General features: G+C 72.7%; 15 protein-coding genes and 1 pseudogene. 7 read left to right on the top strand and 9 right to left on the bottom strand.

Going from position 1 to position 21,662, the window contains the following annotated elements; all coding sequences use genetic code 11:
* Nucleotides 1-116 precede the first annotated feature (116 nt).
* A complete protein-coding gene (locus DVA86_RS32180; RefSeq protein ID WP_208883580.1) occupies nucleotides 117-1,154 on the top strand; it encodes a helicase associated domain-containing protein in 1,038 nt (345 codons plus the stop codon).
* Nucleotides 1,155-1,537: 383 nt separating this feature from the next.
* Complete coding sequence (locus DVA86_RS32175; protein ID WP_208883579.1) at nucleotides 1,538-2,008, top strand: hypothetical protein; 471 nt, start codon at nucleotides 1,538-1,540, stop codon at nucleotides 2,006-2,008.
* A 102-nt stretch (nucleotides 2,009-2,110) separates the two neighbouring features.
* On the opposite strand, the gene DVA86_RS32170 is transcribed toward DVA86_RS32175, so the two are convergent.
* Complete coding sequence (locus DVA86_RS32170; protein ID WP_208883578.1) at nucleotides 2,111-3,406, bottom strand: AlbA family DNA-binding domain-containing protein; 1,296 nt, start codon at nucleotides 3,404-3,406, stop codon at nucleotides 2,111-2,113.
* Nucleotides 3,407-3,505: 99 nt separating this feature from the next.
* Here DVA86_RS32170 and DVA86_RS32165 point away from each other — a divergent pair, with 99 nt between their 5' ends.
* The 3 genes from DVA86_RS32165 (at nucleotide 3,506) to DVA86_RS32155 (ending at nucleotide 6,063) form a co-directional block, all read left to right on the top strand.
* Nucleotides 3,506-4,477 (top strand): hypothetical protein, encoded by a 972-nt coding sequence (locus tag DVA86_RS32165; RefSeq protein ID WP_208883577.1) that lies wholly within the window; start codon nucleotides 3,506-3,508, stop codon nucleotides 4,475-4,477.
* A gap of 441 nt (nucleotides 4,478-4,918) precedes the next feature.
* Nucleotides 4,919-5,419, top strand: coding sequence for a hypothetical protein (locus DVA86_RS32160; RefSeq protein WP_208883576.1), 501 nt, complete (start codon nucleotides 4,919-4,921; stop codon nucleotides 5,417-5,419).
* Entirely contained in the window at nucleotides 5,419-6,063 is a 645-nt protein-coding gene (locus DVA86_RS32155) for a 2'-5' RNA ligase family protein (RefSeq protein ID WP_208883575.1), read from the top strand. Before DVA86_RS32160 ends, DVA86_RS32155 begins: the two co-directional genes overlap by 1 nt.
* A 233-nt stretch (nucleotides 6,064-6,296) precedes the next feature.
* Here the strand turns inward: DVA86_RS32155 and DVA86_RS32150 are convergent, their stop codons facing one another.
* Entirely contained in the window at nucleotides 6,297-6,731 is a 435-nt protein-coding gene (locus DVA86_RS32150) for a hypothetical protein (protein WP_208883574.1), read from the bottom strand.
* 69 nt (nucleotides 6,732-6,800) lie between these two features.
* Between DVA86_RS32150 and DVA86_RS32145 the strand changes: the two genes are divergently transcribed.
* Nucleotides 6,801-7,130, top strand: coding sequence for a hypothetical protein (locus DVA86_RS32145; protein WP_208883573.1), 330 nt, complete (start codon nucleotides 6,801-6,803; stop codon nucleotides 7,128-7,130).
* 75 nt (nucleotides 7,131-7,205) lie between these two features.
* Here the strand turns inward: DVA86_RS32145 and DVA86_RS32140 are convergent, their stop codons facing one another.
* From DVA86_RS32140 to DVA86_RS32110, 7 genes are all read right to left on the bottom strand, one after another.
* A complete protein-coding gene (locus tag DVA86_RS32140) occupies nucleotides 7,206-7,841 on the bottom strand; it encodes an ATP-dependent DNA ligase (RefSeq protein ID WP_245997424.1) in 636 nt (211 codons plus the stop codon).
* Between the two features lie 3 nt (nucleotides 7,842-7,844).
* Nucleotides 7,845-7,997 (bottom strand): hypothetical protein, encoded by a 153-nt coding sequence (locus DVA86_RS32135; RefSeq protein WP_208883572.1) that lies wholly within the window; start codon nucleotides 7,995-7,997, stop codon nucleotides 7,845-7,847.
* A 418-nt stretch (nucleotides 7,998-8,415) separates the two neighbouring features.
* Complete coding sequence (locus DVA86_RS32130) at nucleotides 8,416-8,991, bottom strand: transcriptional regulator (protein ID WP_208883571.1); 576 nt, start codon at nucleotides 8,989-8,991, stop codon at nucleotides 8,416-8,418.
* Nucleotides 8,992-9,157: 166 nt separating this feature from the next.
* Nucleotides 9,158-10,336 carry a methyltransferase domain-containing protein gene (locus DVA86_RS32125; protein ID WP_245997423.1) on the bottom strand — a complete coding sequence of 393 codons (1,179 nt, stop codon included), beginning with the start codon at nucleotides 10,334-10,336 and terminating at the stop codon, nucleotides 9,158-9,160.
* A gap of 7 nt (nucleotides 10,337-10,343) precedes the next feature.
* On the bottom strand, nucleotides 10,344-10,529 hold the full coding sequence (locus DVA86_RS32120; protein WP_208885641.1) for a hypothetical protein: 186 nt from the start codon (nucleotides 10,527-10,529) through the stop codon (nucleotides 10,344-10,346).
* 68 nt (nucleotides 10,530-10,597) lie between these two features.
* The gene (locus tag DVA86_RS32115) at nucleotides 10,598-11,341 is read right to left on the bottom strand and encodes an IclR family transcriptional regulator domain-containing protein (RefSeq protein ID WP_245997422.1); all 744 of its coding nucleotides are present in this window, start codon (nucleotides 11,339-11,341) and stop codon (nucleotides 10,598-10,600) included.
* Between the two features lie 126 nt (nucleotides 11,342-11,467).
* Nucleotides 11,468-12,409: a quinone oxidoreductase family protein gene (locus DVA86_RS32110; protein WP_208883568.1), complete on the bottom strand. Its 942-nt coding sequence runs from the start codon at nucleotides 12,407-12,409 to the stop codon at nucleotides 11,468-11,470.
* Between the two features lie 326 nt (nucleotides 12,410-12,735).
* On the opposite strand from DVA86_RS32110, the pseudogene DVA86_RS32105 reads away from it, so the two are divergent.
* Nucleotides 12,736-21,519 (top strand): annotated as a pseudogene (locus tag DVA86_RS32105) (SDR family NAD(P)-dependent oxidoreductase); the annotation flags it as partial.
* Nucleotides 21,520-21,662 lie beyond the last annotated feature (143 nt).

The following is a 21,662-nucleotide window of genomic DNA, read 5'->3' as shown; positions in this document are numbered from 1 at the left end:
CCTCCTGCTCGAAAAACTCAACATGTGTATATTCTTTGATTTTTAGAGTAACTGAGCCCACCGAACACACACCCTAAGCCTTCTCCGGCAGCGTCAGATGGGTATAAGGGACAGGGGTGGGGGTGCCGTTGCTGCGGTTCACCCGGCCTCGTGATCCGGCCGCCATCGCCCGCTGGCTGCGTACCCGCGTTCTCCGGCCCGACAGCGAGGTCTGGCTGAGCGGCTACGAGGCCCTCCGGCTGTGGGTCGAGACCCGTGGGGACGCGCACGTGCCCGTTGGTGCCGTCATCGACCCCGCCGGCGACGACGGGGTCGGCCGTGAGCCGTACCCGGTCGGGCAGTGGACGAGCGAGCAGCGCAGGGCCTTCAAGGACGGGACGCTGCCCCCGCACCGTTATGAGCTGTTGAACGAACTCGGCATGATCTGGAATGTCGCCGACGCGAAATTCCAGAATGGCCTTGCGGCCGCCCGTAGGTATTACGTGGAATTCGGCACTCTGTGCGCGCCCCGCAACGCGGTTGTCGATGATTTCGCGTTGGGGCAGTTCCTGGAGAACCTCCGGAAAGGCGTCATGGTGCTCACCGAAGCACGGGAGGCCGCACTGTGCGCCGTCGATCCGTACTGGAACCCGCCCTGGCCGGTCTCGTGGCAGCGCCGGTACGCCGCCCTCGCCTACCTCCTGGCGGGTGAGACCGGCGTGGCGGCCGACGAAGTACAGCCGGGCCTGCGGGTCCACGGCGTCGACGTAGGGGCGTGGCTGCGGCAGCAACTCGCCCAATGGGCAGAACTCGCCGACGGACAGCGCCAGCTGCTCCAGGAGCTCGGCGTCCAGCCGCCGGCACCCGCCGCCGAGCCCGACACGGCCCGTGGCGCGGCCGGACCCGTCGTGCCCGGCCTGGCGGGCATGAGCTCCTTCGAACGGGGCGTCGCCGCCGTACGCCAGTACCTCAACCGCGAAGGCCACCTGACCATCCCCCGCCGGCACGAAGAACTCCTCCACCCCGCCCAAGCGGACGGCACGCCCCTCGAGAACGCCGCCCCGGTGACCACCAAGCCCGGCGTGTTCCTCTCCAACACCAAAAGCCGCCGCACCAAGCTCACACCCGCCCAGCGCGCAGCCCTCGCCGACCTCGGACTCGACTGGGCCAAATGACCGCCGCACCAGCGGATTCGGGCGGCGGCCTCGTCCCGTGAGCGAATCGCGGGCCCGAAGGCCGTACGGGCGACGCGCCGTGCCGCGGTCCCGTACGGCGGCGCCCCCGTTACATCCCTTCACAAGCGAAAGGTGTACCCATGGCACGACGGACCGAGTACGACGAGAGCCAGACCGCGGGCCGCCTGCGGGTGCCCGTGGCCGCCTTCCGGTTGAGCGGTACACCGGCAGGTACGAACGCAGACTGATCAACGACGCGATCACCGAGGCTAGGCCACAGGCTGATCCTCGACGGCGAGGCGCGGACAAGCGTGCCGCCCCGTCGTGGTGAACCCGGCCGGAAACCCCGCGCGCCCCTGCGCGGGTCCGGTACAAGGAGGAGCATGACGCGTACGGACGATCCGCGGTTCGTCGAAGCGATGTGGCGGGCAGCCGACCTCACTCGCGCCTACCTCGCCCAGGACTCGGCCCACGTCGCCGCATGCCTCACCGGCCTGGACACCGATCAGCAGGAGCACTTCTTGATGTGGCTGGTCCTGGAGCACGACGCGCTCTTCGGGGACCTGGGAGAGCCGACCATGGGGGTGCGGCGGCTCAACGAGCTTGCGGCCCTGGCACCACCGGAGACCGAGCTCGCGACGACCACAGCCTTTCGCCGCATCGCCGCAGAAGAAGTGGGACTCACCCGCGCGGTAGAGGACTTGGAGCTGCGCGACCGCGTCCACACCATCGCGATCTGCACCGCGGTCATGCTGCTCGAAGCACTCGGCCCCATCCACGCCCTGAAGCATCTCGACAACGAGACCGCCGAGTACGAGCGGAAGGGCTACCCCCGGCCGCCCACGCTCCCCTGAGCCCACCACCTGTCCCGGAAGCGCTGTTGCCACCGCGGAGGCCGGCGTCGGCAGGATCCATGCGGCTCCGGGGTGAGTTCGACAGCAGCGACGACGGCCTTCTCATCCCAATCCGGCCAGCCCGAACTGGTTCATCAGGTCGGTGTGAAGCTCCGTGACTCGGGTCTGCCCCTCCTGGTCCTCGGAGGCCGGCGACAGGACAGTGTGGACGGCCTGGACGGTGTGAGGCCGGCGGGCGTACGGCGGTGTGCCTTCGCGATGGAACGTGGAGTCGTAGGTGGTGGGCGCCAGAGCTCTGGGACCGTGAGGGGCGACGATCGACGCAGTGAGCTGCTGGGCGCTGTCCAGGCGCAAAGCGCGCTGCAGCTCCTGGACCGTCGCGACGAAGTCACGGCAGCACGCCATCACCAGCCACTCCGGCACGGTGAGGTCGGCGCCCCGAGCGGGCAGATCATCCCGGCCTCGGACCCACGACACGTTGCCGGCCATCACCACGACACCGTCGTCATGCAGTTCGGTAATGAACTCCGGGCCCCGGTCCCGTTCCAGGGTGCTGCACACCCAGCGGCGCAGTCCCGGGCGCGGATTCTCTCGCACATCCGCGCTCATCCCGCTCAGCACCCCGTCGGTCGGCGCGGACCCGGGGAACATCGCTGCGGCCCTGTCCAGGGCCTTTCGGAGAACCTCGCAGGCGTCGTTCCGGTCCAGCGTGCGTACGCTGCGGGGCAGGGGGCGTTGGGGCCGGGCGGCAGCGACGAACCACGCCGAGGGCACCTCGGTCTGAGCGGCGATGTGCTGGACGGTCAACTCGAGGTGGTGCTGGAGTTCTTCCTCGGCCCGGCCGATGCGGGCGAAGCGATCGCGGTAGGCCCGTTCGATCTGGTGCTCCGGCATCCAGGCAGTCTGATCGCTGGCCCGATAGGGGACGACGGCGGCCATCTGCTCCTTGTCCCGCTGCGCGGTGCCGTAGACGAAGTGCGGTGCCATCTCGCTGGCCGGTACGTCGACGACCAGAACAGTCCTGGCGCCGTCAGAGGTGCTGGTGCTGTCGTCGGTCAGCGGGTAGATCTCCAGATCCGGCAGGTAGGGCTGGACGTGGTTGCGGATCCACTGCTCGTACTGCTGGATGGCGACAGCTTCCGGGTCGATGCCGACGAGGTCGATGGTATCCGTGACGCCGTAGATGATCAGGCCGCCGCGGGTGTTGGCCATGGCGGCGACGTCCTTGGCGAGTTCGTTCCACTGCCCGTTCTCCGGCGTGCGCGGGAGAACCTGCTTCCAGTCCAGATCGTCCGTCTCCGCCAGCTTGCCCGCCGTCGCCCGGCGGACCATGTCGAAGGTGAGCCTTCCGGGAGGAACCCCGAGGTATTCGTGCAGTCTCGTCCATATGCGCGCCATACGCCGAAGCGTAGAGGGGATTATGCGATCCCGGTCCACGCGCGTTGTCGTCGCATGGCACCTCTCTCGTGCTCGGCAACCGGGTGGCAGACTTCTGCCATGTCCGGCGGTCCGTACGACATCGCTCGGCTCCTCGATGAGCTGGCCGGTGCAGACGTGCCCCGGCGGGAGCGTGTGTGCGACGGCTTGGCCCGGAGTGCCGTCGAACAGCAGGCCGTGCCGCACCTCGTTCTCGCGTCACCGGATCCGGCGGATCCCGGTGTGCTCTTCGCAGAGCGGTACTGGCAGCGGACACTCCTACGGCGGCCGACGCTGACCGCCGCCTCCGCCTGCGGGGTATGGATCGCCGGGCACGTACTCGCCCGCCATCGCGAGCAGCTGCTGGAGCGGTGGCTGTTGCGTGCCGGGCAGCACAGCCCGCCGGCGTCGGCGGAGGCGCCGGTAGACGGCTTCGTCGCCGACGCCCTCACCCAGCTCGGTACTACGCCCGCGGAGGGCCTGTCCGCCGCGGTGCTCTACCGCGCCGGCCAACTCCAGCAGCGCGGCGCCGCAGCCGCAGCGGAGTTGGCCAGCTGGCTGACGCACTCGCCGCTCGCCACCGCCCTACGGGCCGAGTCCCGGCAGCGGCGGATACATCAGGCGCTCCTGGCCTGGGCCGCCTTCTGGGACCCCGGCGGCGCCTCCCGTGCCGACGGGCAGCTGCTGTGGAGCACCGCCTGGAGGACGGCGCTGCGGGACGATCCGGTCGTCACCGAGATCCTGCTCGCCGCGCTCGCCTCTCCCCACCACCGCGCCGCCGCCGGGCCACCGCCGCGCGGTGAACTCCTCGCCGCCGCGGACCGGCTGGCCCACTACGCCGCCCACGCCGTCCAGGCGCACCCCGCGGCCCACGAGCTCCACTACTGGCACACCCGCGGCCTCCGGGAATCCGGCCATCCCCGCGCGGCGCAGGCCGCCCTCCGCACAGCACAACGCCTGCTGCCCCACCATCCCGGCGCCGACCCGTACGAACAACGCCTGAACGATGAACGCCGGCTCCTCCCCCGACGCCTGCGAACACGGCGCCGCTGAAGCCCGCTGGCCGCTACGAAGCTGGCGGGGCTTTCCGGTGGCGGTTTCGCGTCCATCAGGGCCGCCGTCATTTCCTCGCACACTCCCGCGTGCCAGGAATTGGCCCATGTTCTCCTTGGGGTCTGACGGCATGCTCGACCTGCAAGCGCGGGCCGAGGAACTGAGCGCGTCCACGCCGCCGCCCTCGCCGTCATCGAGGGCGTCACCGCGCCGGGGCGCGGCACCAGCATCACGATGCAGGACATCCTGGCCGGCCAGGCCCGCCAGACCTCCGCCGACCGACTGCGCGCCCTGCAGGATCCGGAGGACTGACCGGCGTCTGTTTGCCGGGCGGGACGCTCCGCCGGGTCTCATCTGAACTCGCGGCCAGGTGGCGGCTATTGCGGGCTGTCGCTCAGCCCCATAGCGTGACGTCTCCGTACGGAACGGAACGGAGGGAACGTGCCCGCAGACGCCGGAGACGCAGGCTGGGAACGGTTCTACGGATGGGCGGACCAGCTCGTTTCGTGGCACCAGAAGCACGACCCCCGTGCATGGCAGCAGCACCCGGAGCTGGCACTCCCGGTCGCGGCCCTGCTCACTGCCGCGCTGCGCGAAATTGCAGGCCGTGAACGCCTCGACAGCAGCTCCAGCCCGCCTCCAGTCCCGCTGATGCCGGTGCTGGAGCTGCTGTCGTCTCACCGGTCCCGTGAGGCGATGGAGTTGCTGCGGCGGCACCTTCCCGACGGCGCCGATGGGCGCGTACGCGGTTTCGCAGACGGCTCGGGTGCTGATCATCTGGTCGCCCGGTACGACGCCGTCGAACTCGCGTCGACCGTGATGTACGGGCACATCAGCCAGTTGCGGGTGTCAGCCACCACAGCGGCAGAGGCACGGGCTCAACTCGAGCGCGGCGAGCTGTACCCCACCCTCGCCTGGCGGATCGCGGACATCACCCGCTGATGGAGAACTTCTTCGAACGCGTCACCACCCGACGCCACCCATGGCCGCCCGGTCGGCGCGACCTCCACTGGCACCTGCTGCCCCCGCCCGACGCGCGCGACCAGCTTGGCGAGCCGTACCAGGCGTTGACCCATCAGCCCGGCCTGGAACCGGTACCTCCTGAGTGGCTGCACGTCACCGTCCTGCACGCCGGCCCTCAGCGCGACGCGTCCCAGCAGGAGATCACAGAGATGACCGCGCGGGTCCGCGAGGCCGTCGCCAGAACGGGCCCGGTGACGCTCACCTTCGCCCGCCCGGCGATTGGCACCGTGGCGATCGAGCGTGCCGCCCGCCCTGGCACCCCGGCCCGCCGCCTGTGGGACGTGACATGGACGGCGACAACGGACGTGGTCGGCCAGCGCTGGCCGCTCCAGCCGACAACGTACTACCCCCACGTCTCGCTCGCGTACGCCGGAGAGCGAGCCCAGCACGCCGACCGCGGCACCCTCAAGCAGCGCCTCGCCGACATCGACGGCGGCGAGGTGACGTTGACCTTCGACACCCTGGCACTGGTCTCCCAGTGGCACGACGGCCGCCATATCGTCTGGGAACACCTCGCCGACGTCCCCCTACCGCGCCGGACGGCCGGCAGCAGCCGTACGTAGGCTGGAGGCGTGAACGCCGCCGTACGGGACGCCGACGAGGCACGGCCGTGGAAAGCAGACAGCGGGACGCCCGCCCGGCCACCGCCCCGCCCTGCGCATCCGCGTCAACAGCCGCTGGCACCACTGCCCCGTCCACGCCCGGTAGGTACGGTCGGCGGTCGCCGCGTTTTCCCACTCGCCGACGACGGACGGCCCTCCGTCCGCGAACCGGAGAGTGACGCGAAGGGCGGCGGTCACCCGCCGCCCCGCTCCCCGGCCCCATCCCCGTGGGCGCGTTCCACGTCCGTCCCGGTGGAGTTGAGCAGCGGGCGCTCCTGCACCGGGACGTATCCGGGCCAGCGCTCGCGGAGCCATTCATACCGCTGATGGGCCTGGTCTGCTTCGCAGGCGGCCTCGATCTGCGCCCAGGAGCGCCCGTGGGCCCGCGCCTCGTCGATGAGATACAGCTCGATGCGGTCCAGCAGGCTGCGCGCCTCGCCGGTCAGGGCGAGTGCGTCGTCGACGTCCTGGGCGGTGACGGCGGCCCGTTCCCGGCCGGGGACCGTCACCGCTTCCCCCAGCACCGCGTACGACCGGAGCAGCTCCAGGGGTACGCGCTTGCCCGTGCCGTAGCGGCGGGTCAGGCGTTCACGAGCGAGCTGCTGCTCGCGGTCCTGGTCGTGGTCCACGGCCACCTCCCGGCCCCTCCTGCTGCCGGATCTGCGACACCGAGGGCCCCGATCGCGATAATAGAACATGTGAACGATACCCATGTTCCGGGGCCGCCGGTCGCGGTGTACACGCCCGAGGAGGAGATGGTCGTGATGCGGCTGCTGGCCTGGCGGCGCGCCGAGGACGGCACCTGGTGGGCGCACTGCGGGCTGAGGCTGTGGTCGGTGGCCGTCGGCGAGGGCGGACGCACCCGGGCCGTACCGCGCGTCGTGACGTCGTGGGTGCCGGCGGACCGGCTCCAGCCCATACCGGAAGAGGACTACGCCGAGGTACCCCGTATCACCGGCGGCAGGTCGGCCGCCGCGCAGCAGCCGCGGCGGCCGACGCTGGAAGAACGGACCCGGCGGAGCAGGTAGCCGTCGGCCGAGGAGCAACGGGAGGCAGTGCGCCGGCCGAGTAGACGCCCGTACGGACAGCCCGCCCCCGAGCCTTCAGGTTCGGGGGCGGTCGTGTTTGACCTTGAGCCAGTCGCGGGCGCCGCACCGGTACCGCCCGTCGAGCCGCTTGCACACCACGCCCTCGAGGCCCACGGCCGCCAGCTGGTCGAACATCGCGGCCGCCGCCTCCACCTCCAGGACGACGGGCACCACCTGAAGCGGCGGCCGCGCGGCCGCCAGCAGCCCGACCAGGCGGGCCCGCCGCTCCCGGTAGGGCGCGCCCCGGAGGTCGCGGCCGTCGACGGCGAGCACGTCGAACGCCGCGAACGTCGCGGGCAGTTCACGGGCGAGGCGGGCGGCGCGGGCCGGGCTGGAGGCCGCGCGGGACTGCACCGCGCCGAAGTCCGTACGACCGCCCAGGATCACGACGGCTTCGCCGTCCAGGACCGTGCCGGGCGGCAGTATCGCGGCCGCCGCCTCGGCGAGGTCCGGGTAGCGGCCGGTCACGACCCGGCCCGTACGGGACTGCAGCACCACCTCGGCAACGGCCCCCGGCGGCGCCTCCCCCTCCGCGAACCGGAAGAGCACCATCCTGTGGCCGTCGAACTTCGGCTCGAATGCCCACCCCGGGACGGCCGGCAGCAAGTCCGTACGGCGGGCCAGCGCCACGGTAACCGGCGGATGCAGCACGGGTCACCCGTAGACGCGGCGGCACAGGGCCAGCAGGTCCCCGCGCAACTGCCCAGAGCTGCGGCCCCACTGGCACAGCCTGCCGACATCATCAACGGCGGCCGCGGCCGGGTCGGGCAGGCCGTGGCCGGAGAGACGTTGCCGGTTGTGGGCCATAGACCGGTTCCGCGCCCCGCCGCGCTGCGGCAGCACGGACTTCTGCCGACCTGGCGGCGCCCCGGAAGCACGACGCTGCGGCGATGTCAGGGCCGCGTCGGAGAGGGACGGCGCGAAGTCGGGACGGGAGCCTGCCTGCCGCGGGACGCTCGGCGAAGTCGGGGACGGCGGTGTCGCGGTGCGAGACGCCGTGTGTCCGGGCGCCGGTGCGGTGTGCACAGCGACGCAGCCAGCCAGCGCGGGAGCCGCCAGCAGCACGAGTACGGCGGTGGTCCGGGGCGGCATGACGACACTGTGCCGGGCGTCGCTCAGGTCACCGGGACGGGCACGCGAGCAGTCACCCGTACGGGTATCCACCCGGGCAACAGGACGTCGAGCGGCGCGGCTTCGAGGGCCGAGGGTTCTCCAGCTCTGGGTGTCAGGCGGCCCAGCCGATGGAGGAGACGTAGGCGTAGGAGTCGTACTCGCTGCCCAGTTCGACGATGAGGTCGTCCCAGATCCCGTCCATCGCCGTCTCGTCGTCCTCCAGCCAGGCGTCGACGGCCGCCTCCCAGTGGCGGGGGCGGACCGTCATCCGGCGTACGGGCAGGGTCCGGCGGTGTGCCGGGGCGACCGCGCTCTGGTCCACCGGGTCGATCTCGATGCGGGCGCCGCCCTGGGCGGTCAGGCGGCGTTTGAGGTCGGCGGCGACGTTGTGGCGGCGCAGGTCCCAGTACGCGTCGTCCAGCCGGGCCCGGTTCACGGCACTGGGCCGGCGTTCCTCCGCCAGCCACGCGTACAACGTCCGCGGGGTCACGCTGATCCCCGCGCGGTCCATCGCCGCGTACCCGGCGTCCGAGGCGGTCAGGTAGCGCAGGCGGGCGGCAATCCCCCGGCCGGTGTCCGGCGGGGAGGCGACGCCGGTGACCATGCGCTCGATGCCGGTGCCCAGGGCTCGGGCGCCCGGGACCCCACGGGCGTTGTACTGGCCGAAGTCCGCCCAGCGGCCGGCCATCAGCCGGCCCCGGTGGCGGTGTAGCGGACCGGCGCCCCGTCACACTCGGTCTTGATCATCATCACCACGTTCACCGTGCATGGCGCCAAACTACACGGGCTCTGGACAGCAAAGAGAGCACGGTGAGTTGGTGTAGTCGGCCAGCGAAGCACGAGCGCGAGGAGGCTCACCTGGTCGCGGTGGCGGCCTCGGTGACGGGGCGCCGGGCCTCGGGGTCGGGCAGGGGCCAGCGGGGTCCGTCGCTGCGGTCCCATGCCCAGGCGTACTGCTGCCGTCCTGCGTCCGTGACAGTGAGCCCGTAGTCGTACAGCTCGGGGCTGCCGTGGCCGAGCCATTCGTCCCAGGCGTCCTCGACCTCCGCGACCAGGTGCCGCGGCCCGCCCTGCCGGGCGACGGCGGCGGTGCCGGCGCTGTCGCCGGCCGGGCCGGTCAGGGTCGCCCAGGAGTCGGCGTCGTCGTGGAGTTCGAGGAGTCGTTCTCCCGTGGCGGTGATCCGTACTTCGGGCAGGGCGACGCGTAGAGCGAACCGGAGGTGGGGGTCGTCGGTCAGGGACCGTACGTCTCGGTCGACGATGTGCTCGTGCTGCGGGGCGCGGCCGCGGCGTATCTGTTCGAAGGCGAGGGGCGGCTCGGCGGTGCGGCTGGGCATGAACATCGCCAGCCCTTGGACCCAGCCCGTCGCGGAGGCGCCGTCTTCGGCGACCGTGAGCGCGAGGTGCCCCAGCCGTCCCCAGGGGGTGACGATGCGCCCGCCGGGGCGGACTTGCTGCACCCAGGCCCAGGGGATGCGGTCGACGGCGTAGGTGGCGATGAGCCGGTCGTACGGCGCGCCGTCGGGGCATCCGGCTGCGCCGTCGGCGACTTCGACGCGTACCTGGGCGCCCGCCGCGTCCAGGTTCGTACGGGCTGCCGCGGCGAGTTCGGCGTCCAGCTCCAGACTCGTCACCCGGCCGGGACCGGCCCGGTGGTCGAGCAGCGCGGCGTTCCAGCCGGTGGCGGTGCCGAGTTCGAGGACCTGGTGTCCCGCTTCCAGCTTCAGCGAGTCGAGCATGTCGGCCACCACTGAGCAGCAGGAGAGGCTGGAGGAGGCGAGGCCGACGGTCACCTGTGTGACGGTCGGCTCGTACGGCCCGCCGTACACCACCTCGGCCCACCGCCGCTCGTCCAGGCCGCGCTCCACGGGCGTGTAGGCGTGCCCCTCCCACACCCACAGCTGGTCCGGGGCGAAGTCATGGCGCGGCCGCAGTTCCACGGCCCGGCGGATCCACGGGGAGCGCTCCGGCCAGAGCTCGGCGCGGTCCATCTCCTGCGCCAGGTGGTCGCGCTGCTGCTCGAACGGGGACACCGGCGCGTCAATCCTTCTTGTGCTTGCCGCCGCTCGGCGGCGGCTTGGGGACTTCGCCGTCGGCGTTTCCCGGCGGCGGCTTGCCCTGCCCGGGGTCCGGTTCGGGCTTGCGGTGATCGCCCATGGCGCCCTCCACCATCGCGTGCGGTGACGCCCATCGTCGCGCACACTCCAGCTGCTCGGAAGAGCGCACCGAACGCTCCCGGCCCGCCGCCCGGCGGGTCTCCCCGCATCTGCGCCGAGGTCGCCGCCGTACGAGATCTACGAAGCGTGCATGCGGCTGATGGCTGCGGCGGCTGTCTTGGTGGCGGTGATGTACGGCCGGGGGGCTCGCGGCATCAGCCGGGCGGGCCGCAGCAGCAGCACAGCGCCTTGGATCGCGACTCCGGCGAAGGTGGGCGCGGCGATCGTGTTCCAGCCGTCCATGCATTCCTCGTACCCGAGGGCGTACCCGTGGTCGCGAATGGCTGCGAGGCTGGCGGCCAGGGCGACGGGGTTGTGGATGGCGCCGCGGCCTGCCTGCGGGGGAATGGGTTCGTGCTGGGCTCTGCACTGAACGGCCTCGGGGAGGTAGGCGAGGATCGTGCGGCCGGATGCGCCGACGCGCAGCGAGCGGGTGATCGCCAGGACTTCGCGGGGGCTCATCCCGAATTCCTCGAGGTCGCTGTCGCCGACGGCCATTTCCGCGCACTGGCGACCCGGTTGGACGCCGGGGGTGAGTGTGTAGTGCAGGGCCATGCCGCCGTCCGTACGGGCGCGCAATTGCTGCAGGACAGCCAGTACGGAGTCGGAGTCGTGCCGGGCGTACGCGTGCAGCGCCAGCTCGGCTACACGGCCGCCGAGCTGGTAGCGGCCCCGGGAGGGGCGCTCGAAGTGGCCGCGGTAGACGCCGGATTGCAGAATTCTGCTGGTGGTGGAGTCGTCCAGGTCGGCGGCGCGTGCGATGGCGCTGAGCCGGTGGGCTCCGGGCCCGAGCCGGCTCAGCGCCTCCTGGACGCGAAACACGCGGTCGGCGTGGCCGGTCCCGCCTTGGCCGGCCGTGGTCGGTCCACTGCGTGTCGCGGTCATCGGCGTCGCCCCCTCGCTCTGGGTAGCGAAGAGTAGATCACCGACCGCGATGGGTCATTGCCACTATGTGATGAGAGTGAGTTTCCCTTGGGTGACGCGGGCGGAGAGGTCACGGTGTGCCTGGGCTGCGTCTGCCAGCTTGTAGGTCAGGCTGGGCAAGGGCTTGAGGTCGCCGGAGCGTACGAGGCCGTAGAGCTCGCGCAGGGAGTCCGCGAGCGCGGTTCGCGCACCGTAGTAGTGCGGCAGCCAGAATCCTGTGACGCTCAGTGAATTCTCCAGGAGGAGTTTCCCAGCGGCGGGAGTCGGGTCGCCGCCGGCGTAGCCGTAGACCGCCATGCGGCCGCGGGGTGCGAGGGAGCGGAGAATCTCGAGGTGGGTTTCTCCTCCGGTCATCTCCAGTGCCGCTTCGACGGCGCCGCCCGCCGCGTCCTTGATGCGCTCGGACAGCCGGTCTGTGATGGAGGAGTCGACGGCGGCGTGGGCGCCGAGGTCGAGCGCCAGGCGGCGCTTGTCCTCCGTGCTGGCCAGTGCGATGGGCCGGGCTCCGGCGCTCCGTGCCAGCTGGAGCGCGAGGGAACCGACGCCGCCGGCGGCCGCAGGGACGACCACGCGCTCCTTGGAGGCGATGCCGAGAACGGTGTGCAGCAGGTGCCATGCCGTGCAGCCCTGGAGGGTGAGGCCGGCGGCCTGGTCGTCGTCCACGTCGTCCGGTACGGGGTAGACCAGGCGGCGGTGCGCCTGCGCGCGTTCGGCGTACCCGCCGCCGGAGAGCAGCGCGGTCACGCGGCGGCCGTCCGGGTCGGTCCCCAGGACCTCGTTGCCGGGGATGTACGGGAGCTCGACGGGCGCCAGGTAGGAGTCCGTACGGGCGTGCAGATCAGCGAAGTTCACCCCCGCCCGGGACACGGTCAGCGGGGTGTGGGCGGGCCGTTTGTCCGGCTCGGGCACCTCCGTGAGCCGCAGGACCTCCGGTCCCCCGAACTCCTCCATCACGACAGCGCGCACTGGCTCCTCCACGGTGAGTGACTGCGTACGGGCGCTCACCGTAGCCCATATCCGTACAGCGTCCGGCTGCTTTCTCGCGTGACGAGAAAGCAGGAGCGGAATTTCTCGCCACACGAGAACCGGTGAATTCCTTTCTCGCCTCACGAGAAAACCGGGTTCTGCGATTGACCGCAGAACCCGGGCCTGACTAGAAATCAGGGCAGCGGAATTAATGCGGTCTTCGGTCCGAATTCCAGGCTGATCTGGATGCGTTGGTGGCGCGTCTGGGTGAGGTGGCTGCTGCTCCGTCGCGTGCGGTGCCGGAGGACGGTGCGGGGCGTGGTCCGGTGTTTGTGTTCCCGGGTCAGGGGGCGCAGTGGGTCGGGATGGGGCGCGAACTCCTCGACAGCAGCCCCGTGTTCGCGGCGCGGTTCGCTGAGTGTGATGCGGCGCTGGCCCGGCATGTGGACTGGTCGCTGTCGGGTGTGCTGCGGGGTGTGGACGGTGCGCCTGGTTTTGACCGGGTGGATGTCGTGCAGCCGGTGCTGTGGGCGGTGATGGTGTCCCTCGCGGAGGTGTGGCGCTCTCACGGTGTGCAGCCTGCTGCCGTTGTCGGTCATTCGCAGGGTGAGATCGCCGCCGCCTGTGTGTCCGGTGCGCTGTCGCTGGAGGACGGTGCTCGTGTGGTGGCGTTGCGGAGCCAGGCCATTACGGCGCTGGCGGGCCGTGGCGGGATGGTGTCGGTCGCGCAGCCGCGTGCGGATGTGGATGGGCTGATCGCCGCGTGGGACGGCCGTATCTCCGTTGCTGCGGTCAACGGGCCGTCCGCGGTGGTCGTTTCCGGTGACGCGGACGCTCTGGATGAGCTCATGGTGACGTGTGAGCAGCGGGAGATCCGGGCGCGCCGTATCGAGGTGGACTACGCCTCCCACTCCGCTCACGTGGAGGAGATCCGCGAGGCGATCCTGACGGCTCTGGCGCCGTTGGAGCCCAGGACTCCTGTGGTGCCGTTCTTCTCCACCGTCACGGGTGACTGGCTGGACGACGACACGCGTGTGGATGCCGAATACTGGTACACCAACCTGCGGCACACGGTGCAGTTGGAGCCCGCCGTACGGTCGTTGATCGAGGGTGGTCACCGGGCGTTCGCGGAGATGAGCCCGCACCCCGTCCTGACCATGCCGGTGCAGGACACCGCCGAGGCGCTGGAGGCGGAGGTCACGGTAACCGGCACCCTCCGCCGCGACGAAGGCGGCCTCGACCGCCTCTACACCTCCCTCGGGGAGCTGTGGATCCGGGGCGTCGACGTCGACTGGTCCCCGGCCTTTGCCGGCGAGCACCAGCCCGCGCTCGTCGACCTCCCCACGTACCCCTTCCAGCGCCAGCACTACTGGCTGGAGTCCGCCCCCGCGCCGGCACCGCAGGTGGCCGGGGCCGGCGACCCGGTGGACGCGCAGTTCTGGGAGACCATCGAACGCGAGGACATAGACGCGCTCGCCAACGAGTTCGACGTCGACATCGACCGCGACTCGCTCCACAAGGTCGTCGCCGCGCTGTCCTCCTGGCGGCGTGAACGGCAGCAGGGCAGCATCGTGGACGGCTGGCGGTACCGCGTCGCGTGGCGCGCGCAGACCGGCACGTCGAACGGCACGCTCGACGGCACGTGGCTCGTCGTCGTGCCGGAGTCGCACCAGGAAGACCCGCTCGTCCAGCAGATGTTCGAGGCGCTCTCCCTCAGCGGGGCGCAGACGCAGACCCTCGTCGTCGGCCAGGACGACGCCGACCGGCACTGGCTGGCGGACCGGCTGCGTACGGAGGTGCACACGGACCTGTCCGGCATCCTCTCGTTCGTGCCGCTGGACGAGCGCCGCTGGCGCGACGAGGGTGCGCTGCCCAGCAGCCTCGTGCTGACGACGACGCTCCTCCAGGCGCTCGGCGACGCGAGCATCACCGCGCCCCTGTGGTGCGCCACGCGCGGAGCGGTGTCCGTGAGCCGTGCCGATCCGCTGGTGAGCCTCACGCAGGCGATGGCCTGGGGCCTGGGCCGTATCGCCGCGTTCGAGTACCCGCAGCGCTGGGGCGGCCTCATCGACCTGCCCGAGACGGTGGACCACCGGGCCGCGCGCCGTATCGCCGGCGTGCTGTCCGGGGAGCTGGGGGAGGACCAGGTCGCGGTGCGGCCGTCCGGCGTGTTCGCGCGCCGCCTGCTGCGCGCCGTCAACGGCCCGTCCGACGTCGAGCCGTGGCGCCCGAGCGGCACCGTGCTCGTCACCGGCGGCACCGGCGCGCTCGGCGCGCACACCGCGCGCTGGCTCGCGCGCGGCGGCGCCGACCACATCGTGCTGGCCAGCCGCCGCGGCGCGGACGCGCCCGGCGCGGCCGAACTCGTCGCCGAGCTCGGCGAGCTGGGCGCCGCCGCCACGCCGGTCGCCTGCGATGTCGCCGACCGCGCGGCCGTGGACCGGCTGCTGGCCGAACTGCCCGGCGAACAGCCGCTGACGGCCGTCGTGCACACCGCGGGCATCATCGACGACGGCTGGCTCGACGCGCTGACCCCGGAGCGCGCCGCCGCCGTGCTGCGGCCCAAGGTGGACGCCGCGCAGGTGCTGCACGAGGCGACGCGGCACCTGGACCTGTCCGCGTTCGTGCTGTTCTCCTCCATGGCCGGCACCCTCGGCGGTCCCGGCCAGGGCAGCTACGCGGCGGCCAACGCGTATCTCGACGCTCTCGCCGAGCGCCGCCGCGCCGACGGGCTGCCAGCGACCTCCCTCGCCTGGGGGGCCTGGGCGGGCGGCGGCCTCGTCAACGAGCGGCTGGCCGAGAGCCTGCGCCACCTCGGCGTACCCCCGATGGACCCCGCGCTGGCCATCTCCGCCATGCAGACGGCCCTGGACCACGGCGACACGTTCCTCGTCGTCGCCGACGTCGACTGGCGCGTGGCGGCCGTCCGCGTCGCCGCCGCCCTGCGCGAACTGCCGGAGGCACAGCAGGAGCAGAGCGACGCGCACAAGGAGAACGACGCTCCGGACGACGCGGCGCCCCTCGTACGGCAGCTCGCCGGGATGGGCGCGCCCGAGCGGCGCGGCGCGCTGCTGGAGATCGTTCGGACGCAGGCCGCGGCCGTGCTCGGCTACGACCGGCCGGACGCCGTGCCGGAGAGCCGCGCCTTCCGCGACCTCGGTTTCGAGTCGCTGACGGCGGTCGAGCTGCGCAACCGGCTCGGTGAGGCCACCGGTCTGCGGCTGCCCGTCACGACGGCCTTCGACCACCCGACGGCGAGCGCCCTGTCGTCGTTCCTGCACGACGAACTGTTCGCGGACGGCGACCAGTCGGGCGCCACGGCGGCCCCGGCGGTGCCGGTGGACCAGGACCCCGTGGTGATCGTCGGCATGGGCTGCCGCTTCCCCGGCGGCGTACGGTCCCCGGAGGACCTGTGGCGGCTGGTGGCCGACGGCACGGACGCCATCGGGCCGTTCCCGGAGAACCGCGGCTGGGACATCGACGGGCTGTACGACCCGGACCCGGACAAGCCCGGCACGTTCTACGCCCGTGACGGCGGATTCCTCTACGAGGCCGACCACTTCGACCCGGCCTTCTTCGGCATCTCCCCGCGCGAGGCGCTGGCCATCGACCCGCAGCAGCGGCTGCTGCTGGAGACGGCGTGGGAGGCGTTCGAGCGGGCGGGCATCGACCCGGTGTCCGTACGGGGCACGCAGTCCGGCGTGTTCGTCGGCTCCAACTACAACGACTACGGCTCCCGCGTCCGCCACGCCCCCGAGGGCATGGAGGGCTATCTCGCCACGGGCAGCGCGAGCAGCGTCGCCTCCGGCCGTATCGCCTACACCTTCGGGCTGGAGGGCCCGGCCGTCACCGTCGACACCGCCTGCTCCTCGTCGCTGGTCGCACTGCACCAGGCGGCGCAGGCACTGCGCACCGGAGAGTGCTCGATGGCGCTCGCCGGCGGCGTGACGGTGATCTCCACACCGGACACGTTCATCGAGTTCAGCCGGCAGCGCGCGCTGTCACCCGACGGGCGCTGCAAGGCGTTCAGCGCGGACGCCGACGGCGCCGGCTGGGCCGAGGGCGTCGGGCTGGTCCTGCTGGAGCGGCTGTCGGACGCGCGGGCCAACGGGCATCGCGTACTGGCCGTCCTCAAGGGCAGCGCCATCAACCAGGACGGCTCGTCCAACGGACTCACCGCGCCCAACGGCCCCGCGCAGCAGCGCGTCATCCGCGCGGCGCTCGGCCAGGCCGGGCTCACACCGGCCCAGGTCGACGCCGTGGAGGCGCACGGCACCGGCACCGTGCTGGGCGACCCCATCGAGGCACAGGCCCTGATGGCGGTCTACGGGCAGGAGCGGACGCAGGACCGGCCGCTGTGGCTCGGCGCGGTCAAGTCCAACATCGGGCACACGCAGGCCGCTTCGGGCATCGCCGGCGTCATCAAGATGGTGATGTCGCTGGACAAGGGCGCCCTGCCGCGGACCCTGCACGCCGACGAGGGTTCGCCGCACATCGACTGGGAGGCGGGCACCGTACGGCTGCTGCGGGAGCAGCAGGAGTGGCGGCGCGAGGACCAGCCGCGCCGGGCGGGCGTGTCCGCGTTCGGTATCAGCGGCACCAACGCGCACGTGATCCTGGAGGAGCCGGAGCCCGAGCCCGCCGGGTCCGCACAGGCGCCCGCGCCCGCAGACGGCGCGCTGGCCGTGGCACCGGCGGGGGAGCCGCGCGGCGCCGTGCCGTGGCTGCTGTCCGGACGCGGCACCGCGGCCCTGCGCGAGCAGGCGGAACGGCTCGGGGCGCGCCTGACGGCTGCGGAAGCGGAGCCGGACGGGTCCGGTCCGCTGGACGCCGCCGACGTGGCGCTGTCGCTGGCGACGACACGGGCCGGTTTCGAGGACCGTGCCGCGATCGTCGGCGTCCCCGGCACCGACGACGACGCGATGGCCGAGGCACTGGCCGCACTGGCGGCCGGGACGGAACACCCGAGGCTGATCACCGGCCGCGCGCGCGGCAGCAAGACCGCCTTCCTCTTCACCGGTCAGGGCGCGCAGCGGGCGGCGGCGGGCCGCCGTCTGTACGACACCTCGCACGTCTTCGCCGACGCGCTCGACGAGGTGTGCGCCCACCTGGACGCGCACCTGGACACCCCGCTGGAGGCGCGTTCCGACGCGCCGCTCGAACGGCCGCTGCGCGAGGTGCTGTTCGCCGACCCGGGTACGGAGACGGCCGCACTGCTCGACCAGACCGCCTACACGCAGGCCGGCCTGTTCGCGCTGGAGGTCGCGCTGTTCCGGCTGCTGGACTCGTACGGCATGCGCCCCGACTACCTCCTCGGCCACTCGGTCGGCGAGCTGGCCGCCGCGCACGCCGCCGGAGTGCTCTCGCTGGACGACGCCTGCGCACTGGTCGCCGCCCGCGCCCGGCTGATGCAGGCGCTGCCTGGAGGCGGGGGTACCTCCCAGGCCGAAGGCTCTGGGGGCGCGATGGTCTCCGTACAGGCGACGGAGGACGAACTGCTGCCGCTGCTCGAACCGTACGGTGACCGGGCCACCCTCGCCGCGCTGAACGGGCCCCGTTCGGCGGTCGTTTCGGGTGACGAGGACGCCGTCACGGCGGTCGCCGAATCCCTCGCGGCGGACGGCCGCAAGACGAAGCGGCTCACCGTCAGCCACGCGTTCCACTCGGCGCACATGGACGGGATGCTGGAGGAGTTCGGGCGGCTGGCCGCCCGGCTGACGTACCACGCGCCGAAGCTGCCGGTCGTCTCCAACGTGACCGGCCGCCTCGCCACCGGCGACGACCTGCGCACCGCCGACTACTGGACGCGGCACGTGCGGCAGGCCGTACGGTTCCACGACGGCGTACGGCTGCTGGCAGGCGAGGGCGTCGGGGCGTACGTCGAACTCGGTCCCGACGGTGTGCTCACCGCCATGGCCGACGACTGCCTCGCGGCGGCGGGCGACGGCCCGGCGGCGGAGGACGGCGCTTCCGGTGCGGACGGTGGTGCCTCCGGTGCCTCCGGTGCTTCCGGCGCCCCCGGCGGCGACACGCTGCTCGTGCCGCTGCTGCGGCGTACGACCGACGACGCCGAGGCGCTCACCACCGCGCTGGCCCGGCTGCACGTCCACGGCCACGCCCTGAACTGGGCGGGCATCCTGGCCCCGTTGGGCGCCCGTACGGTGGACCTGCCGACGTACCCGTTCCAGCACCAGCGGTACTGGCTGGAGGCGTCCGAGGCCGGGCAGGACATGTCCGCTACCGGCCTGGAGGCCGCCGGGCACTCGCTGCTGGCCGCCGTCGTGCCGCTCGCGGGCGGCGAGGGCGCGGTCTTCACCGGGCAGGTGTCCGTCGCCCGGCAGCCGTGGCTCGCCGACCACGCCTTCGACGGCAACGCCGTCTTCCCCGGCACCGCGTTCCTGGAGCTGGCGCTGCAGGCGTGCGAACGCGTCGGCGCCGCCCAGGTCGAGGAGTTCACGCTGGAGCAGCCGCTGATCCTGCCCGCCTCGGGCGCGGTGCAGTTGCAGCTCGCCGTGCACGAGCCGGACGCGTCCGGCGGCCGCAGCGTCACCGTGTACTCGCGGCCCGACGACGGCGAGGGCGCGGAGTGGACCCGGCACGCGACCGGCGTCCTCACCGACACGCCCGCCGCACAGGAGGGCCTGACGGCGTGGCCGCCGCCCGGCGCCGAACCCGTCGACGTCACCGGCCTGTACGAGGAGATCGCCGCACTCTCCTTCGACTACGGCCCCGCCTTCCGCGGGCTGACCGCGGCGTGGCGGGACGGCGGCACCGTGTACGCGGAGGTCGCGCTCACCGAGGAGCAACACGAAACGGCGCAACGTTGCGCGCTGCACCCGGCGTTGCTGGATGCCGCCCTGCACACGCTCGCGCTGGCACCGGACGCGGCAGGCCGCGCGGTGGCGCCGTTCAGCTTCGCCGAGGTGTCACTCGCCGCGGCGGGCGCCACCAGCCTGCGCGTACGGCTCACCCCGAACGGTGCAGAGGAGGGCGGCGCTTCCGGGACCACGTACGCCGTGCAGGTCGCGGACACCACCGGCGCACCCGTCGCCACCGTCGGCAGCCTCACGCTGCGCGCCGTACAGAGCGGCCAGCTGTCCGCCTCCGGCACCGGCCCGCGCGGCCTGCACCGCGTCGAGTGGACGGAACTGCCGCTGCCGGACGCGTACACCGCCCGTGTCGCCGTCATCGGCGACGCGGCCGACCTCGCCGAACTCGGCACCCCGGACGGCGCGTACGCCGACGTGGCCGCGCTCGGTGAGGCCGTCGCCGCCGGACTGCCCGCACCCGACACTGTCCTGGCGCCGCTCGCCCCGGCGGACGCGACCGGCACCGCCGACGCGGTACGGCGCGCCACGGCGCGGGCGCTGGCGGTGGCGCAGGACTGGCTGGCCGACGAGCGGTTCGCCGGCTCGCGGCTCGTCCTGTGCACCCGGCACGCGGTCGCCGCCGGCCCGGAGGCGCACGCGGGGGCCACAGCGGCCCCGGCAGCCGTCGCCGAGTCCGCCGTATGGGGTCTGCTGCGTGCGGCCCGTACGGAGAACCCCGGCCGGTTCGCGCTCCTGGACCACGACGGCACGGACGCCTCGTACGGCGCGCTCACCCGCGCGCTGGCCACCGGCGAACCGGAGATCGCGCTCCGTGAGGGCGCGGCCTCGGTGCCCCGGCTCGTACGGGTCACCGCCGCGAGCGGCGCGGGCAGCGCGAGCGGCGCGGAGGCTGCGGACGGCGCGGACAGCACACCGTTCGCCGGCTTCGCGGCCGAGGGCACCGTCCTCGTCACCGGCGCCAGCGGCATGCTGGGCCAGCTGCTGGCGCGGCACCTGGTGACCGCGCACGGCGTACGGTCGCTGCTGCTCACCAGCCGGCGCGGCGCCGCCGCCGACGGCATGCCCGAGCTGCGCGACGAACTCCGCGCACAGGGCGCCGAGGTGACGCTCGCCGCCTGCGACGTCGCCGACCGAGCACAGCTCGCCACGCTGCTGGACGGCGTGCCCGAAGCGCACCCGCTGACGGCCGTCTTCCACACCGCCGGCGTGCTCGACGACGGCGTGTTCGACGCGCTCACCCCCGAGCGCATGGAACGCGTGCTGCGCGCCAAGGTGGACGCCGTGCTCAACCTGGACGACGCCACCCGCGAGCTGGACCTGTCCGCGTTCGTCCTGTACTCGTCGCTGGCGGGCACACTCGGCGGCGCCGGACAGGCCAACTACTCGGCGGCCAACGCCTTCCTGGACGGCTACGCCGCCCAGCTGCGGGCCCTCGGCCGCCCCGCCACCTCCCTGGCCTGGGGCCTGTGGGCGGAGCGCAGCGGCATGACCGGCAAGCTGGACGGCGCCGACCTGAACCGCGTGGCGCGCGGCGGCGTACGCCCGATGGACACCGCCGAGGCACTGGCCCTGCTGGACGCGGCACTCGCGGCCGACGAGCCGTACCTCGTGCCCGCCCAGCTGGACATCGCCGGGCTCAAGGCGCCCGACGGCAGCGTCCCGCACCTGCTGCGCAGGCTGGCACCGGCGCGTCCCCGGCGCGCCGCGTCCGCCCGCAACGGGGACGCCCGTACGGCGCCCGGACAGGCCGCGGAGGCCGACGGGCTGCGGGACCGGCTGGCGGCGCTGCCGCAGGGGGAGCGCCGGCAGGCCGTGCTGGACACCGTCCTCACGCAGGCGGCGCTCGTCCTCGGCTACGCCTCCGCCGACGCGCTCGACCCCGAACGCGGCTTCATGGAGCTGGGCTTCGACTCGCTGACGGCGGTGGAGCTGCGCAACCGGCTCGGCGCCCTCACCGGCGTACGGCTGCCCGCAACGCTGCTGTTCGACTACCCGGCGCCGCCCGTGCTTGCCGAGCACCTGCTCGGCAAGCTCGCACCGGCCGCACCGGCCGCCGACTCCGCGCCCGTCTCGCTGCTCGGCGGACTGGACGCGTGGGAAGCGGAGTTCGACCGGATCGTGCAGGACGACGCGGCCAGGACCGAGCTGTCCACCCGGCTGCACGCGCTGCTGAACCGGCTGGACACGGCGGGCGGCGGCGACAGCGTGGAGAGCCGCGTGGAGGGCGCGTCGGACGACGAGCTGTTCGACTTCATCGACAACGAACTCGGGGGTGCCTGACCCGCGACCACGAGGGACGGCGGCCGCGTGCCCGCGTACCACGCACGCGACCGCCGCCCCTCCGTCTCGAACCGAACCGAACCGAACCGTCTCGACTCGCGAATCGAACCGATCCGAACCGGTCCGTCTCGTCTTCAGCCCGC

Source organism: Streptomyces armeniacus (assembly GCF_003355155.1).
Classification (GTDB): domain Bacteria; phylum Actinomycetota; class Actinomycetes; order Streptomycetales; family Streptomycetaceae; genus Streptomyces; species Streptomyces armeniacus.
Note: the sequence above shows the minus strand (reverse complement) of the source record. Positions and strands in the feature narration are given on the sequence as shown.

Coding starts and splice junctions, on each gene's coding strand:
- DVA86_RS32175 (WP_208883579.1), top strand. CDS start 1,538: ATGACGCGTACGGACGATCCGCGGTTCGTCGAAGCGATGTGGCGGGCA.
- DVA86_RS32170 (WP_208883578.1), bottom strand. CDS start 3,406: ATGGCGCGCATATGGACGAGACTGCACGAATACCTCGGGGTTCCTCCC.
- DVA86_RS32165 (WP_208883577.1), top strand. CDS start 3,506: ATGTCCGGCGGTCCGTACGACATCGCTCGGCTCCTCGATGAGCTGGCC.
- DVA86_RS32155 (WP_208883575.1), top strand. CDS start 5,419: ATGGAGAACTTCTTCGAACGCGTCACCACCCGACGCCACCCATGGCCG.
- DVA86_RS32135 (WP_208883572.1), bottom strand. CDS start 7,997: ATGGCCCACAACCGGCAACGTCTCTCCGGCCACGGCCTGCCCGACCCG.
- DVA86_RS32130 (WP_208883571.1), bottom strand. CDS start 8,991: ATGGCCGGCCGCTGGGCGGACTTCGGCCAGTACAACGCCCGTGGGGTC.